The 14,713-nt window shown below is 71.2% G+C and carries 12 protein-coding genes and 1 pseudogene; 4 read left to right on the top strand and 9 right to left on the bottom strand.

From position 1 onward, the window contains the following. Positions 1 to 167: 167 nt before the first annotated feature. Complete coding sequence (locus ACIBUY_RS23540) at positions 168 to 3,320, top strand: discoidin domain-containing protein (RefSeq protein ID WP_399153570.1); 3,153 nt, start codon at positions 168 to 170, stop codon at positions 3,318 to 3,320. Positions 3,321 to 3,414: 94 nt separating this feature from the next. On the opposite strand, the gene ACIBUY_RS23535 is transcribed toward ACIBUY_RS23540, so the two are convergent. From ACIBUY_RS23535 to ACIBUY_RS23525, 3 genes are all read right to left on the bottom strand, one after another. After that, positions 3,415 to 4,068, bottom strand: a complete 654-nt coding sequence (locus tag ACIBUY_RS23535) for an SUKH-4 family immunity protein (protein WP_399153569.1) — start codon at positions 4,066 to 4,068, stop codon at positions 3,415 to 3,417. A 571-nt stretch (positions 4,069 to 4,639) separates the two neighbouring features. After that, a complete protein-coding gene (locus ACIBUY_RS23530) occupies positions 4,640 to 5,824 on the bottom strand; it encodes a glycosyltransferase family 4 protein (protein WP_399153568.1) in 1,185 nt (394 codons plus the stop codon). 5 nt (positions 5,825 to 5,829) lie between these two features. Beyond that, positions 5,830 to 6,978, bottom strand: a complete 1,149-nt coding sequence (locus tag ACIBUY_RS23525; protein WP_399153567.1) for a glycosyltransferase 87 family protein — start codon at positions 6,976 to 6,978, stop codon at positions 5,830 to 5,832. Positions 6,979 to 7,120: 142 nt separating this feature from the next. Between ACIBUY_RS23525 and ACIBUY_RS23520 the strand changes: the two genes are divergently transcribed. Continuing rightward, on the top strand, positions 7,121 to 8,323 hold the full coding sequence (locus tag ACIBUY_RS23520) for a sensor histidine kinase (protein ID WP_399153566.1): 1,203 nt from the start codon (positions 7,121 to 7,123) through the stop codon (positions 8,321 to 8,323). Next, positions 8,320 to 9,012, top strand: a complete 693-nt coding sequence (locus ACIBUY_RS23515; RefSeq protein WP_365565422.1) for a response regulator transcription factor — start codon at positions 8,320 to 8,322, stop codon at positions 9,010 to 9,012. The genes ACIBUY_RS23520 and ACIBUY_RS23515 overlap by 4 nt, the downstream gene beginning before the upstream one ends. Positions 9,013 to 9,046: 34 nt before the next feature. Here the strand turns inward: ACIBUY_RS23515 and ACIBUY_RS23510 are convergent, their stop codons facing one another. Next, a complete protein-coding gene (locus tag ACIBUY_RS23510; protein ID WP_365565419.1) occupies positions 9,047 to 9,499 on the bottom strand; it encodes an Lrp/AsnC family transcriptional regulator in 453 nt (150 codons plus the stop codon). A 147-nt stretch (positions 9,500 to 9,646) separates the two neighbouring features. Between ACIBUY_RS23510 and ACIBUY_RS23505 the strand changes: the two genes are divergently transcribed. Continuing rightward, on the top strand, positions 9,647 to 10,597 hold the full coding sequence (locus tag ACIBUY_RS23505; RefSeq protein WP_365565416.1) for a DMT family transporter: 951 nt from the start codon (positions 9,647 to 9,649) through the stop codon (positions 10,595 to 10,597). 91 nt (positions 10,598 to 10,688) lie between these two features. On the opposite strand, the gene ACIBUY_RS23500 is transcribed toward ACIBUY_RS23505, so the two are convergent. From ACIBUY_RS23500 to ACIBUY_RS23480, 5 genes and pseudogenes are all read right to left on the bottom strand, one after another. Continuing rightward, positions 10,689 to 11,900, bottom strand: a complete 1,212-nt coding sequence (locus tag ACIBUY_RS23500) for a chitinase (protein ID WP_399153565.1) — start codon at positions 11,898 to 11,900, stop codon at positions 10,689 to 10,691. 148 nt (positions 11,901 to 12,048) lie between these two features. Then, on the bottom strand, positions 12,049 to 12,693 hold the full coding sequence (locus tag ACIBUY_RS23495) for a dihydrofolate reductase family protein (protein ID WP_399153564.1): 645 nt from the start codon (positions 12,691 to 12,693) through the stop codon (positions 12,049 to 12,051). Positions 12,694 to 12,808: 115 nt separating this feature from the next. Further along, entirely contained in the window at positions 12,809 to 13,429 is a 621-nt protein-coding gene (locus tag ACIBUY_RS23490; protein WP_399153563.1) for a DinB family protein, read from the bottom strand. Positions 13,430 to 13,514: 85 nt separating this feature from the next. Next, positions 13,515 to 13,925, bottom strand: coding sequence for an NAD(+)--rifampin ADP-ribosyltransferase (gene arr / locus ACIBUY_RS23485; RefSeq protein WP_365565406.1), 411 nt, complete (start codon positions 13,923 to 13,925; stop codon positions 13,515 to 13,517). A 47-nt stretch (positions 13,926 to 13,972) separates the two neighbouring features. After that, positions 13,973 to 14,611, bottom strand: a pseudogene (locus ACIBUY_RS23480) (chitinase). Between the last annotated feature and the right edge of the window lie 102 nt (positions 14,612 to 14,713).

Below are 14,713 nucleotides of genomic sequence, written 5' to 3'. Positions count from 1 at the left end.
TATTAGAGTCAGTAGGACTCTAAATGGGGAGTGTGTTGTCGTCAAGGAGATGAAAAGGGTGGGGCCGGTGAAGTCACTTCCGTCCCACCCGTTGACGTGGGCCACTGTGGACGTCAACCATGGGGCCGCTCCAGTTGACAACGTTGTCTTGCGCGAGAGGACCCCCTGTGCCACCCCTGAACGCCCCCATCGACCGTAGGCACCTTCTCCAACTGCTCGGCCTCACCGGGGCAGTTGCCCTGCTGCCGACCGCACTCGGGGAGACCGGCGCGCATGCGGCGAGCGGCGCGGTCGCCAGGGGTGCGGCCACGCCGCCGGACGACATCGCCGCCGTGTACCACCGCGTCCTGCTGCAGCACACCCGCTGGTCGGAGACGCAGTGGGACGCGGCCCAGGGGCACTACACGGCCAAGGACTTCGGCTTCGCCGTGGTGCTCGGCAACGCCCTGCTGCTGACCCACGGCGACTACGACGAGGACCTCGCGGGCGTCAGCCGGGACGAGCTGGCCCGGCGCACGCTGGCCACCCTGCGGCACTTCGCCGCCTCGAACCGGCTCACCGGCGGCACCGAATGGGGCCGCACCCTCTTCTTCGACACGACGTTCCAGCTGTACTTCGTCCTCGCCGCCCGGCTGCTGTGGGACGACCTCGACGCCACCACGCGGGCGAACGTCGACACGATCACCCGTGAACAGGCCGCCCACACACAGGCGTTGGGAACCGGCAACGACCCCGCCTCCGGTTCCTGGACGCCCAACGGCCTCGCCGGCGGCTTCCAGGGAGACACCAAGCTGGAGGAGATGGGGGTCTACGCCCAGTCCCTCGCGCCCGCGCTCGCCTGGGCGTCCGACGACCCGCGCGCCGCCGGCTGGGCCGACGCGTACGGACTGTGGTCGCGCAACGAGACGGGCCTGCCGCCCGCCGACCGAGCCAACCCGGCCACGGTCGACGGCGTGCCCGTCTCGGGCAACAGGGCACGCAACCTGTACGACACGTTCATCGTGGAGAACCACGGCTCCTTCGGCCCCCACTACCAGGAGGAGCTGTGGCGCACCTCGGGGCGGAACGCGGCCCACTTCCTGACCGCGGGCCGCCCGCTGCCCGAGGTCCTCACGCACCAGCCCAACGCGGCGCCGCTGTGGCGGACCCTGCTCGGTGTCATGAGCGACGCGGGCGAACCGCTCATGCCGATGGTCGCCGACCGCGAGCACCTCTACGGCCGGGACGTGATCCCCCTGGCGTTCCTGTCGCAGGTCCTCGGCGACCGCGCCGCGGCCCGCGCCGAACAGGAACTGGCGCAGCGCCTGGACGCGTACCAGAAGTATCCGCCGCAGTACCGCCTCGCGAAGTTCTCCGGCGAACCGAAGTACGAGCCCGAGGCCCGCGCCGAGATCGCCATCAGTTACCTCCTGCACGTGTGGGCCGCGGCCGACCACCGCCAGGTGACACCCCTCTCACGCGCCGAACTCTTCGCCCACGCCGCCTCGGTCACCGACTTCGGGACCGGCCCGGGGCTCGTCTCCCACCAGTCACCCGCGGCCTGGGCAGGATCGGTCTCCAAGCCCGGCTTCGTGAAGTTCACCTGGCAGCCCGCCCACGACGACTGGCTGTTCCGGCTCAGCGGGGCCACCCCGATGTTCCTGCCCGCGACGAACGGCAAGGTCGGCGCGCGCACGGTGCGCGTGTACGAGGACGTGCGCGACGGCTTCGACGGCAGCGCCACCCTGCTGCACCTGGACAGCGGCTACGCCGGATACACCACCCTGCCCACCGGCTCCGTCGTCTACGCGAGCACGGGAACGGCCCCGGGGGAGGGGCGCTTGGAGGTGCACAACCTCACGATGCCCGGCGTCGCGGGGCTCGACGGCTCCCGCACCTATCGCTTCGAGGAGGGCGAGGTCGCGGTGCCCGCGGCCGACGCGTCCCCCGCACCGGCCGCCGCGGACGGACGCGTGGACCGGGTGACGTTCCCGCGCACCACCGTCCGCCGGCTGCGCGTGCTGGGCGTGCACCCCGACCCGGCCTACGGATACTCGCTCTACGCCTTCGAGGCCCGGGCCGACGCCGACGGCGCCGACCTCGCGCGCGGCGGGGCGGCGACCGCGTCCTCCTTCGACCCGGGCAAGGAAGCCACGAAGGCGGTGGACGGCGACAGCGCGACCCGCTGGGCCGTGGCCAAGGCCGAACGCCCGCGCGCGGACAGCTGGTTGGCCGTCGACCTGGGCACGGACCAGGAGGTCACGGAGGTCACCCTGCGCTGGGAGGCCGCCGCGGGGCGCGCCTACCGCGTCCAGGGCTCGACGGACGGCGAGACCTGGAACGACCTGGCCACCTGGCCGAAGCCCGAGGCCGCCAGCCGCGGCGGCTGGCTCGACGTCGACGGACGGGCCGGTCTGGTCGTGCGCGGCACCGAGCATCCACTGGCCGTGTACGGAGACACGATCGTGCTGTCCGACGGCCCCGCCGCGCCGCTCGTCGTCGAGGGGTACGCCGACGCGTCCGCCGCCGAGCTGCGCGCCCTGGCCCGCGCGAGCGCTCCGACGACGGACCACGCCGCCGTGCGCGCGGCGCTGACGGACGGCCACCTGAGCCTGTTCAACCTCTCCGGCGACGCGGTCGCGACCCGGGTCGACGTCCCGCAACCGGGCACGCGCATCGCGGTCTTCGAAGGCACGCAGACCGTGACCGGCGACGGCACGACGTTCGAGGCGCGTCTCGACGCGGCCGACGCGCGTCTGCTGCCGACCCGGTTCACCCTCACCCCGGCCTCGGCGAAGGGCGGGACGCTGCCGTCGGGCCTGCGCGTCGAGGTGGAGAACGGGGCCCGGCTCCGTCTGTCCGGCGCCGATGCGCGGGTTCGCATCGAGGGACAGGGACGCACCACGACCGTGACCGTCCGCGCCCGCCGGGAGACCCGGGTCGAGCTGCGCGGCGCCGCGGCCCACCCGCACTCGGACCTGGCCCTGGGACGCACCGTCTTCCCCAACAGCCCGCTGCCGGAAGGGATGTCGGACCCGTCCGCGGCGGTCGACGGCGACGCGACCACCGCGTGGCGCCCGGGCCGCGACGGGCGCCTGGTCGTGGACCTCGGCGCGATCCGGCAGATCCGTACGGTGGAGGCACAGTGGACGACCGGCGCACCACCGGCCGGGCGGGTGGAGTTCAGCGACGACGGCATCGGCTACCGCGCCGCCGGACGCCTCACGGGCCGCGCCGCCATGCAGCGGGTCTCCACCCCGGGGTCGGCGCGCTATGTGGCCTTCCGGGTCGAGGGGACGGTGCCCGACCGGTCCCGGCTGATCAGGCTCTCCATAGGCTGAGGCGCTGAGGCGCTGAGGCGTTGAGGAGCTGAAACGGTCCTGGCCTGCGGGGGCCGCCCCGCAGGCCAGGCCGACCGACCGGGAGCCCGTTCGCTCACCCGTAGAGCGAACGGGCTCCCGGGCTGTCGGCCGCGAAGCGCTGGCCGGCAGCGATCTCCTCACCGATCACCGTCCAGGCGGTCTCGTCGTCCTGGAAGGGGAGCGGGTCGATGCGGCTCGTCTCGTGGCGGATGCGTTCGACTGCCCGCTCGAGGCGCTCGAAGCCGGCCTCCTCGTCGCCGTCTTGCCTGTCTTCCCCGTCTTCTTCGTCTGCTCCGTCGGCGCCGCTGAAGGTGAACTCCTCGAGCAGGCGCTGGAATTGGAGGGTGACGTGGACGAGAGAGGAGACGTCCGCGTGGAGTTCCCGCACGCTCTCCTCGTCGGCGTCGAAGGCGTACACCTTGCCGGAGCCGGGATCGAGGGCGAGGTGAGCATGGAGCAGCCAGCCGATGACGGGCCAGGCGCCCGCGTCCTGCGAGGCGCCCTCGAAGCCCTCGGCGTCGACGACGTCCTGGACGAGCGCGACCCGCCCGGTGTCCGCGTCGGGCTCACGCAGGTGCAGCGTCCCGGTGGGAACGCCGACGGTCCGCAGCAGCCGGGCGCCCTCGGTCTCCGCGACGGAGGGCGGGAGCGCACCGGCGGGCAGGGTCGCGAGCCGTTCCTCGCCGAAGACTTCGGCGAGGGCGCTGCGGGTGACGTCGAAAAGCACTTCCTGAACTCCGAACTAGACGGCCTGGTCCCATGGGTGCTGACGAGTGAACCAGCAACGCGCGGAACCGACGAATCACGGAGCAGTCGGCTACGGCCGGACGACCACCGAGTTCATGGGCGAGAGGTTCATCCACACAGCACCTCCCGGCGGGATCGGGGCCTCACAGTCGGCGCCATTGCTTCCCCAACACTCCATAGCGGTCGCCCGCCGACTGCATGGCCGACGCGGGGCTCACGGTGGCGGTCAGTGGACGGTTGCCCTGCGCCGGAAAGCCACAACGGGCGTGCCGCCCGACAGTCCCGAGGACAACGAGTACGGCGACACCCGCCTCGCCGACGGACACGTCACCGTCCCCGCCGTCGAGTACGAGGTCCCGATTGACACCGGCGGCTTCGAGGTTGGCCGCGCGGCACCTCGCAGCCGACCTCTGCGGCGGCGGGCACTCGCGAGTCCACCACGCGACACCCCGGAGCCATCGTGACCAGCGACCGGGCGACCTACCCGTCAGCATCCCGGGTGCTGAGCCTGCAGCGTTGGACGGCAGGACGACGGCGAACTCCCGGGCGGGCTAGCCGGCCGCTCCCGCTGGATGGAGCAGCTCGGACAGAGTCGCGTAGGAGCGGTCCCAGGTCCATTCCGTGCGGACCCAGTGGCGCCCCTTCTCGCCCATCCCGTGGGCGAGTTCGGGGTTGCGGAGGAGCCTGGTCAGCCGGTCCGCGGTAGCTGCCACCGAGCGGCCGTCGACGACATGGCCCGTCTCTCCGTCGCGTACCGCGTCGGGAGCACCGCCCGAGTCGCCCGCAAGGACGGGGAGTCCGGACGCGGCGGCCTCCAGATAGACGATGCCCAGACCCTCCACCTCCAGGCCCCGTCTGCGGGTGCGGCAGGGCATGGCAAAGGCGTCGGCGGCGGCGTAGAACGAGGGGAGCGCGCGATGGGGGTGGCCGCCCGCGAAGACGACCGAGTCCAAGATGCCCTCGGCCAGGGCCAGTTGACGCAGTGCCGGGGCGTACGGGCCGTCGCCGACCAGCAGGAGCATGGCGTCGGGAACTGCCCTGCGGATCCAGGGCAGCGCCCTGATCAGCGTGTCCTGGCCCTTGCGCGGGACCAGCCGGGCCGCGCACAGGATCACCGGGCGGCGTCCCAGGCCGTACCGTGTTCTGACCGGGGCCGCGTCGACGCCGGGGCGAAAGGCGGTGGTGTCCACGCCGGGGACGAGACGTGCGGTCCGGGTCCCGGGGGTGAGGGCCGCCTCGATCGGGCGGCGGGTGCTCGTACCCAGCCAGGTCAGTACATCCACCTGGTTCCCGATACGGCGCAGCAGGCCGCGGGCGCCGACGGTGCGGGCCCACCACACCTCATGGCCGTGCGTGGTGGCGACGGCGGTACGGATGTCCGTCGTCGCCCGCAGCCGTGCCGCCATCAGTCCGAGGGGCGCCGCGGCTGCGAACCACACCCGGTCGCAGCCGTACCGGCGGGCCACGGCCTCGGCGTGTGCGGTGGTCCGCGGGGTGGGCAGCAGGGTGCGTGCCCGATGGCGGATCACCGGGTACGGGAAGGCCCCGCGGACGTCGGCCGCGGGCGTGTCCGTAGCGGGAGAGGAGGTGAAGACGACGACCTCGCCGGGCGGGAAGCGGTCGGCCAGTTCCCGCGCGAAGGTCTCGATGCCACCTTGCCGTGGCGGGAAGTCGTTGGTGACGATCAGCGTGCGCGGCCTGCGAGTGGGACGAGTGGTGCGAGTCATGTCGTTCATGGGGGTCATGCGAGGGCCCTCTCCCTGAAGTTGAGCGGGGGTGTGCGGTGCGACGGCGGCCGGAGCGCCAACGCCCCGAGCACCAGCGGATAGACGAGGTAGCCGAAGCGCGTGGCCGGGAGCAGGGTCATGGCCAGGCCCAGACCGGCCGCGATCCGGATGCCCGCCCCGCGTGCCGTGCCCGGGGGCCGCGCCACCACGGACACGGCGATCACCACCGCGCTCGCCGCGAGGAGCGTGAGCGCGATCACGGTTCCGCCGGGAACGTACGTCGCGAGCAGATGACCGGGCAGCGGGCTCGAGGCCGGTGACGTCGTGCTGGTGAGACCCAGCGGGAAGGCGATGACGTTCCGACAGAAGCCCGCGGGATCGGCCAGGGCGAAGGGCAGCACCGCCACCGTCACGACACCCAGGGCCACGACGGCACACCGCAGCGCGTGCCGACGGCCTTGGCGCACCGCTGTCAGGGCCAGCACCACCGGAAGCGCGGGCCAGGCCGTCCACTTGAGGGCGGCGGCCACCCCGAGCACCAGTCCGGCCCCGCTCGACCGCCCCCGCCCGGCGAGCACGATCCCGAGGCACATCAACCCGACCACCGGCAGATCGATCCCGCCCACCGCGAGCGGCAGCGCGACCAGCGGACAGGCGAGCAACCGGGCCCGGAGCAGACCCGCGGCGGCGAGGGCCGCGACGAACACGCCGCCCGACCACCAGCGTGCGTCCCCCGGCAGCACGCCGAAGAGCGCCATCCCGGGGAGGTAGGGGTTGAAGTCCGCGACGGCCGCCGGGTCGGAGACGTAGGGGCTCCCGGTCGTGAGCAGCAACTGCCCCGACCGCTCGACGACCGAGACCTCCAACTGCCGTTCCCCCGCCGCCACGAGCCCGACGAGCGGGAGGACGACGGCCCCGGCCACCGCGACCGCACGGCCCGCCCGGCGCGGATACGACGGGGACGTCACGAGCGCCGCGACCGCGTACCCCGAGCCCGCCACCACGCCCCACACCCGGTGCGGGCCGAGGTGCGACACCAGGGCGAGCCCCAGCGCGACGGCGGCGCAGCCGGCCCACGCACACCGCTCGACACGGCTCCGCCGGCACGTCCCCCAGGCCGTCCCGCTGAGCCTCCGGACGCTCTGATCAAGGCTGTTCCTCATGTCCGTCGACGCTACGAATCCGCAGGTCGGACGGCGTCAACCGAGGCTCCGCACCTGGGACTCAACCCGTGGCATGACCCAAGCGCGCAGCCTCAACCCGTACGGTGACGCGCGCCGCCGCCCGAGCCGGGACCATGGACCCATGCGTACGTCCCTTCACCAGCGGTTCCGTGCCTGGATCGCCGCGCCTTCCTACCCCTGGGCCACCGGCGGTGCCCTGACCGTCGCAGCCGTGGCGGAACTGATCGCCTTTCCGGGGTCCGTGACGACCACCGTCGGGGTGCTGGTCTCCTCGGCCTCGCTGATGTGGCGACGGTCCTTCCCGCCCCTCGCGATGCTCACCGTCGCCGCGGGACTCATCGGGTTCGCGGGCGACGTCAACCTCTACCTCTCGATCATGGCGAGCGGGCTGATCGGCTGCTACACCCTGGGCCGCAACCGGGTACTGCACCCCGCGCTGACCGTCGCGGGCGGCGCGCTCGGGGCACTGTGCGTGAACCTCGTACACATCAACACCTGGTCGCGGATGGACCTGCCGGTGCCCGCGCTGTGGGAGAAGGGCTCCCTCAGCCTGTTCGCCGAGTCGTTCCTGCTGACCGTGGTCATCTTCGGGGCCGTGATGATGGGAGACGCGGTACGTTCCCGGGAGGAGACCCGCAACGAACGGAACCTGGCGCAGGCCCAGTTGATCGCCATGGAGCGACAGCAGGCCGCCGAGGCCGAACGGGCCGCCATCGCCCGGGAGTTGCACGACATCGTCTCGCACTCGGTGTCGATGATCGCCGTCCAGGCGGAGAGTGCCACGTACACCACCCCCGGCCTCACCGCCGAGGCCCGCGACGGCTTCCAGCAGATCGCCGGCACCGCCCGCTCCTCCATGGCCGAACTGCGCCGTCTCCTCGGCGTCCTGCGCGCTCCGCAGGGCCGGAGTGACGCGGTCCTCACCGCCCCGCAGCCGACCCTCGACCACCTCGCCGAACTGGTCGACCAGCACCGGGCGGTGAGCGGCACGACCGACCTGCTGGTCACCGGGGAGCGGGTGCCGCTGCCCGCCGCGTGGGAGCTGTCCGCCTACCGGATCGCCCAGGAGGCGCTGACCAACGTACGCAAACACGCGCCCGGCGCCCGTACGGTGGTGGAGATCGACTACGGTGCCGACCGCCTGCTCACGCTGCGCATCCACGACGACGGACCGGGCCCGCATCCCGGTCCGGCCTCCGGCGCGAGCCACGGCCTGACCGGAATGCGGGAACGGGCGGCCCTGGTCGGCGGCCGGCTGAGCGCGGGCGCGGGCCCGGACGGTGGCTTCCTGGTGGAGGCGGAACTGCCCTGGGGGACCGGGTGAACGACACGGAGAAGGAGCGCGGTGTGATCAGGGCGCTGGTCGCCGACGATCAGGCGGTCGTCCGCACGGGGTTCGTGAACCTCCTGGGCACGCAGGAGGACATCGAGGTCGTGGGCGAGGCCGAGGACGGGGTCCAGGCGGTGCGCATCGCCGCCGAGACCCGGCCCGACCTCGCGCTCCTCGACATCCGGATGCCGCACAAGAACGGCATCGAAGCGGCCCGCGAGATCCTGGCCGCATCCGGCGGAGCGACGAAGGTCCTGATGCTGACGACGTTCGGGCTCGACGAGTACGTGTACGACGCGCTCGCGGCCGGGGCGGGCGGCTTCCTCCTGAAGGACGCCACCTTTCCCGAACTGCTGCACGCGGTACGCGTGGTGGCGGCCGGGAACGCGCTGCTCTCGCCCGAGATCACCAAGCGGGTGATCGGCGCGTTCGTCCACGCGCGAGCGTCGCGCCTGCCGGCGCACGCCGTCGGGGAGCTCACGGCACGCGAGGCGGAGGTCCTCACCCTGATCGCGCGAGGGCTGTCCAACGCGGAGATCGCGAGCCGCCTCACGATCACGGATCACACCGTGAAGACCCACATCAACCGCCTGTTCGCGAAGCTGGAACTGCGGGACCGGGCGCAGGCCGTCATCGTGGCCTACGAGTTCGGCCTGGTGCGGGTGGGAGGCGCCGGCGGCTGACAGGGCGCCGATGGCACGGCGACCAGGCCCCGCGTCATGTCGGGCCGATGACCTTCCGGCGCATGTGCGCGTAGACCACCGAGGTCCGTACGTCGGCCAGTTCCGGGCGCTTGGTCAGCTTGTCGAGGACGACGGCGTGCAGGTGGTCGGTGTCGCGGACGGCGACGTGCACGAGGAAGTCGTCGTTCCCGGTGAGGACGAAGAGCGAGATCACCTCGGGCATCTGCTCCAGGAAGGTCTGGAAGGACTCGATCACCGCGCGCGTCGGCGGCCGGACCCGGACGGCGATCATCGCCTGCAGCCCGCGGTCGATCGCCGCGAGGTCCACCTCCGCGTGGAAGCCGGTCAGAACACCGCTGCGGCGCAGCGCCCGGATGCGCTCCAGACAGGTGGAGGGGGCGATGCCGAGTTCCTGGGCCATGTCCCGGTTCGTGCGCCGACCATCCGCCTGGAGCATGCGCACCAACGCCGAATCAAGTTCGTCCACGAGTTCCCCATCTCACTGGATTCCGAAGGTAGTTCGGACTCTTCGCGTCACTCTCGATGATGTTGTTAGCCTCCAGCGTAATCAGCTGACGTTTGTTCGGTGACGGCGCGGTGGGCGTCGACTGGGCGCGGAGAGGGGCGACGTGAGATGCGGGAACGCGGACCGACGGCGGGAGCGGTGTGTGCCGTCATGGCGGCCGCGCTGCTGTGGAGCAGTTCGTACGCGGTGACCAAGCGGGTCCTCGACGACGTCGGGCCGCTCAGCATCGGCGCCGTCAGATTCACGCTCGCGGCGGTGCTCCTCGGCGTCCTGGTCCGGCTGGGCAGGCGGCGGCGCCCGGTGCGCCGACCGGACGCCCGGCAGCGGCGGCAGCTCTACGTGAGCGGATTCCTCGGCATCACCGTCTACTTCGTCCTGGAGAACGTCGGCGTCGACCTGTCCACGGCCTCCGACGCGTCGCTGATCGTGGCGACGTATCCGCTGATGACGATGCTGGTGGAACTGGTCGCCTTCCGGGCCCGGATGCCGCTGCCGAGGGTGGCCGGGGTGCTCCTCGCCACGCTCGGCGCCTTCCTCGTCGTGCGCAACGGGGCCGAGGTGGGCGGGAGTTCGCGCTGGCTCGGCGACGTACTGCTGCTGCTCGGCGGTCTGGCCTGGGCCGGCTACAACGTGCTGGGCAAACGCGCGAGCGCCGGCCAGGACGCCGCGAGCGTCACGTACTACCAGACCCTGGCGGGCGCGGCCGGGTTCCTGCTCGCCTCGCTGCTGGAGGCGGGCGACTGGCGGATGCCGGGCGCGACGGCCTCGCTGCTCCTGGCCCACCTGGCCGTGGCCTGCTCGGTCGGCGGTTTCCTGCTCTACAACTACGGCCTGCGCAGGATGGCTTCGAGCGTCGCGGTGAACATCCTCAACCTGGTCCCGGTCTTCGGGGTCCTCGGCGCGATCGTGATCAACGGGGAGTCGGTCCGGCTCGCCCAGGTCGCAGGTGGCGTGATCATCATCGGCGGAGTGGTGCTGGGCATGATCGAACGGAAACAGGCGACCGTGCTCCGGCCTGCCGTCGTGAATGCCCTCACCAGGCAAGGGAGTTCACGGTAGGAGACTGGGTCGCCGGGCTCGCGGGACGGTAGTGCACAAGGGCGGCGGCCCGGTGGCGTCGGAGTGGCGCCGCCGGGCCGCGCGGGCTTGTTCAACAGGCGCCCTCGTCCTGCCACGGGCCCCACTCGGCGGCGCCGGGCCGCTCGTTCTGCGTCCACCACTTGGCTTTCCAGTTGTGGCTGTTGTAGCTCACCTCGTTGCCCTGGGTGTACACCGCCGTCGCGCTCCACGCGGTCTTGCACCCGGTGGACGGCGGCGTCGTGGGCGGTGTGGTCGGCGGGTCGGTGGGCGGTGTCGCGCCGGCGAACTTCACGGAGAACTTGGCGAAGTCCCACGCGTTCTGGGCGACGCTGGAGCACGTACCGGAGGTACGGCCGCCGTTGTCGGGCGGGGTGCACTGGCGGTCGCGGTTGAGGGACCAGAAGGTGAACCGGTCCATGTGGTGGCTCGTCGCGTAGTCGAGGACCGTCTGGAAGTCGGCCTGCGAGAACATCTCGCCGGTGTCGCTGCGGCCGTTCATGCCGGAGAAGCCCTCGTGGGCGTAGGCCGTCGCCTGGTCCCAGCCGAAGGTCGACTGCAGGATCTGGTTGAAGTTGGTCAGCGCGCCGGTCTGCGCCGCGGCGCCGTTGAAGCCGCCGTCGAAGGGCATGATCGAGAAGTTGTTGGGGGTGAACCCCTGCGACTTGGCCTCCAGCAGCATCTGCTTGCCGAACCAGCCCGTGCCGTCCGCCGTACCCGCCGTGGTGACCGAGACGTACAGGCCGGGGTTGTTCTGCTGCAGGATCTTCGCGGCGCCGATCTCGTTCCTGATCGCCGCCGTGTTCTCGTACTCGGGCTCCTCCAGGTCGAAGTCGATCGCGCGCAGCCCGTACTTGGTGATCACCTGCTGGTACGCGGCCGCGGTCGACGCGGCGTCGGAGCAGGCCTGGCCCAGCTTGGTGCCGTTGTAGCCGCCGATGGACACCGACACGTCGCCGCCCTTGGCGCGGATCGCGTCGATCTTCGCCTTGACCGCGGTGTCGGCCGACACCGGGGCGGTCCCGTCCCACGTGGGCGAACAGCCACCGCCGTTGGGCGCCAGGACGAAGGCCAGCTGGAACGCCTTGAGCCCGGTGGCGTCCATGATGGCCGTCGCGTCCGGCGGGTCGTTGTCCAACGGCATCAGATAGGGAGCGGCGGCGTACCAGCGATTGCTCAGGTCGGTCGAGGCGCCCGAGGCGCTGCTCGCCACGAAGGCCGTGGCGCCGACCGCGATCGTGGTGACGGCGGTGGCGGCGCCCAGGCATGCGCGAAGTCGTCTCACTCTGTGCCTCCTGTCCGGGGAGTCGAGTCGAGACAGCTTGTTGAGCGTGATAAGGACACGTCAATGGAGTGGACTGGACCAAAAGACTCTTTGGACTAGACCATGCCGAAAACTTTGCCGAGGGTCCCGCCTGCCGGAAGCCCCCGCGTCACTTGCGCCAGAACAGGTGGTGCGTCACGCCACTGGCGCTGGGCACGACCTCCAGGTGGAACCGGTCGAGCAGTTCGTCGGGCGACTCCCAGAGCCGGAGCCCCTCGCCGAGCTTCAGCGGTGAGACCGCCACGTGCAGGGTGTCGACCAGGTCGGCGTCCAGGAACTGCCGGATGGTGGTGACTCCGCCGCCGAGCCGGACGTCCTTGCCCTGCGCCGCCTCCCGCGCCTGCTCGAGCACGGTGGCCGGATCGGCGTCGACGAAGTGGAACGTGGTGTCGGAGAGCGTGAACGACGGGCGCTCGTGGTGGGTCATGACGAACACCGGGGTGCCGAACGGGGGCTCCTGTCCCCACCAGCCGAGCCAGTCGTGGTCCTGCCAAGGCCCGCGCTGGTACCCGAACTTGTTGCGGCCCATGATCTCGGCACCGATGTTGTGCGCGAAGTCCCGGGTGAAGTAGTCGTCGAGGCCCCGGCTCCCGCCGGGCGCCGTGCGCATGGGCCAGCTCGCCGTGGCCCCGGCCCAGCTGAACAGCCTCTCGGGTCGGTCGAGGCCGAACGGCTGCTCGAGGCTCTGGTGCTCGCCGGCAGCGACGCCGTCGCGCGAGACGTTGAAGTTCATGACTTTCAGCAGCTGGCTCATGCGTGCCCTCATCAGGTTCTGTCGCGTCAGTGTGCGGCGGGGTACCGCACATCAGGACGTCGAACAGGACGCGGCCGGATCGACACGGACCGAGAATTTCTTTCGGCAGGAATCGTCAGTACGAAGCCGAGGGCGCTTTCCGCGAGGAGTCCTGAGCGTCGATCGGTGCGGCCGACCTGGCGGCCTGCTCGATCCTCGCCCAGTGGGCCGCTCGGGCTTCCTCGTCGATCCGCGCCTCGAGGCCGGCGCGCAACCCGGTCCGGCCGTCGAGGCCTTCGCGCAGGATGTCGGCGTGCCCGGCATGCCGGATGGTCTCGCTGAGGACGTGGACCATGACGGCGAACAGGTTCGTGTTGGGGGAGGGCTCCGCCCACCACGGCACGTGGCCGGGGGCGTCGAGGGGGAGCTCGTCGATCGTCGCGTCCGCGTGCTCCCACGTGCGCCGGTAGAACGCGATGATCTGGTCGCGGGTCTCGTCCTCGCTCGCCCACTGATCACTGCCGTCGTGGTCCTGCCAGCGGGGCAGCGGTTCCGGGGAAGGGCGGTCGAAGACCTCGCCGAAGTACCTGGCCTCGACGGTGGCCACGTGTTTGACCAGGCCCAGCAGGTTGGTCCCGGTCGCCGTCAGAGGCCGACGGGCGTCGTACTCGGACAAGCCGTCGAGCTTCCAGAGCAGCGCCTCGCGGTCCCGCCGCAGTCTCCAGTGCAGGCTGTCCTTCGCGAATGAGTCGATCATGCGGCACGACCCTGCCACGGGCCGCTCGTGGTCTCAAGATCCGGTACGGGGTCCGCGACGACCCGCAGAGCCGGGGCCCTGCCGCTCAGTTGATGATCTCGGCACGGTCGTCCCGGCGGATGGCGGCCAGCCGGTCCCGCCACATCTGGAGCGCCTCGGGCGTCAGCCGTGTCCAGTCGGTGACTTCGCCGACGATCCGGAGCGGTTCCCTGCTGCGGTAGGAACGGGTGGGATTGCCGGGAAACTTCTTGTCGGTGACGTTCGGGTCGTTCTCGAACTCCCCGGTCGGCTCGACGGCGTACACGCGCGGGGCCCCGCTGCCGGATGCGAGTTCGGCGGCGAGGCCCGCGCCGTCGCGCAACGCGGTGAAATAGATGTGGTTCATCACGATTTCGGGCCGGTAATTCGACCGGAATCCTGCGGTGAGGTGATCCCCGACCTGCAGCTCGGCCTTCGTGCCGTGAAAGAACGGCCCCTCGTCCAACACCTCGTCCATGGCCACAAGGTATCAAGAGGCCTGTTCCGCCCCGCTTCGAGCGCAGGTCAGCAGCTCAGGTTCGCGCCCGGGTCGACGCCGAGGATCTGCGTGAACTTCTTGTAGTTGTCGACCCTGCTCCGGACCTGGCCCGGGTTGGCGCCGTTGCATTACCACAGGCCGGTCTTCCAGGAGACCGCCGCGTCGTTCTGCATGAGATCGGGGTTGTGCAGCAGGTCTATTCCGAGGGCGTCACCGGCGGCCTTGTAGTTGAAGTTCCAGCTGAGCTGTATCGGCCCGCGACCGTAGTACTTGTCGGTGCCCGCCGGGCAGCCGTAGGGCTGTGAAGTGTCGCAATAGTGCGGATAGTTGGCGGTGTTCTGCTCGACGACGTAGACGAGCCCGCCCGTCTCGCGACCCACGTTCGCGAGGAACGCGGCCGCTTCCTGTTTGCGCACGGTGTCGCTGCCCGTCCCGGTGAATTCCGGATAGGCACCGAGTGCGGCAGTGAGTCCGTCGTACGTGTAGAAGGAATTCCTGTTCGGGAACATCTGGTCGAACTGTGCCTCGCTCACCACGAAGGCGTCCTGCACGGGGACCTCCTGCGCAGAGACTTTGGCGGCGGACGCGGGGTCCGTCAGTGTCAGCGTGCCGAGGGCGGCCGCGGCGGTGGTGGCGCAGAGCAGTCCGAGGGTACGACGGCGCATCGCAGCGCTCCGTTCGGTGGGGGGGGAGGGGGTGCGGCGCCGCACCCCGTGGCGCGTGGGGCACGCCGTGGGGGAGAGGGGCGCGGCGCCGTCGTTCGGGCA

Source organism: Streptomyces sp. NPDC050085, assembly GCF_044460595.1.
In the GTDB taxonomy this organism is placed as follows: domain Bacteria; phylum Actinomycetota; class Actinomycetes; order Streptomycetales; family Streptomycetaceae; genus Streptomyces.
This window is presented reverse-complemented; position numbering and strand designations above follow the sequence as displayed.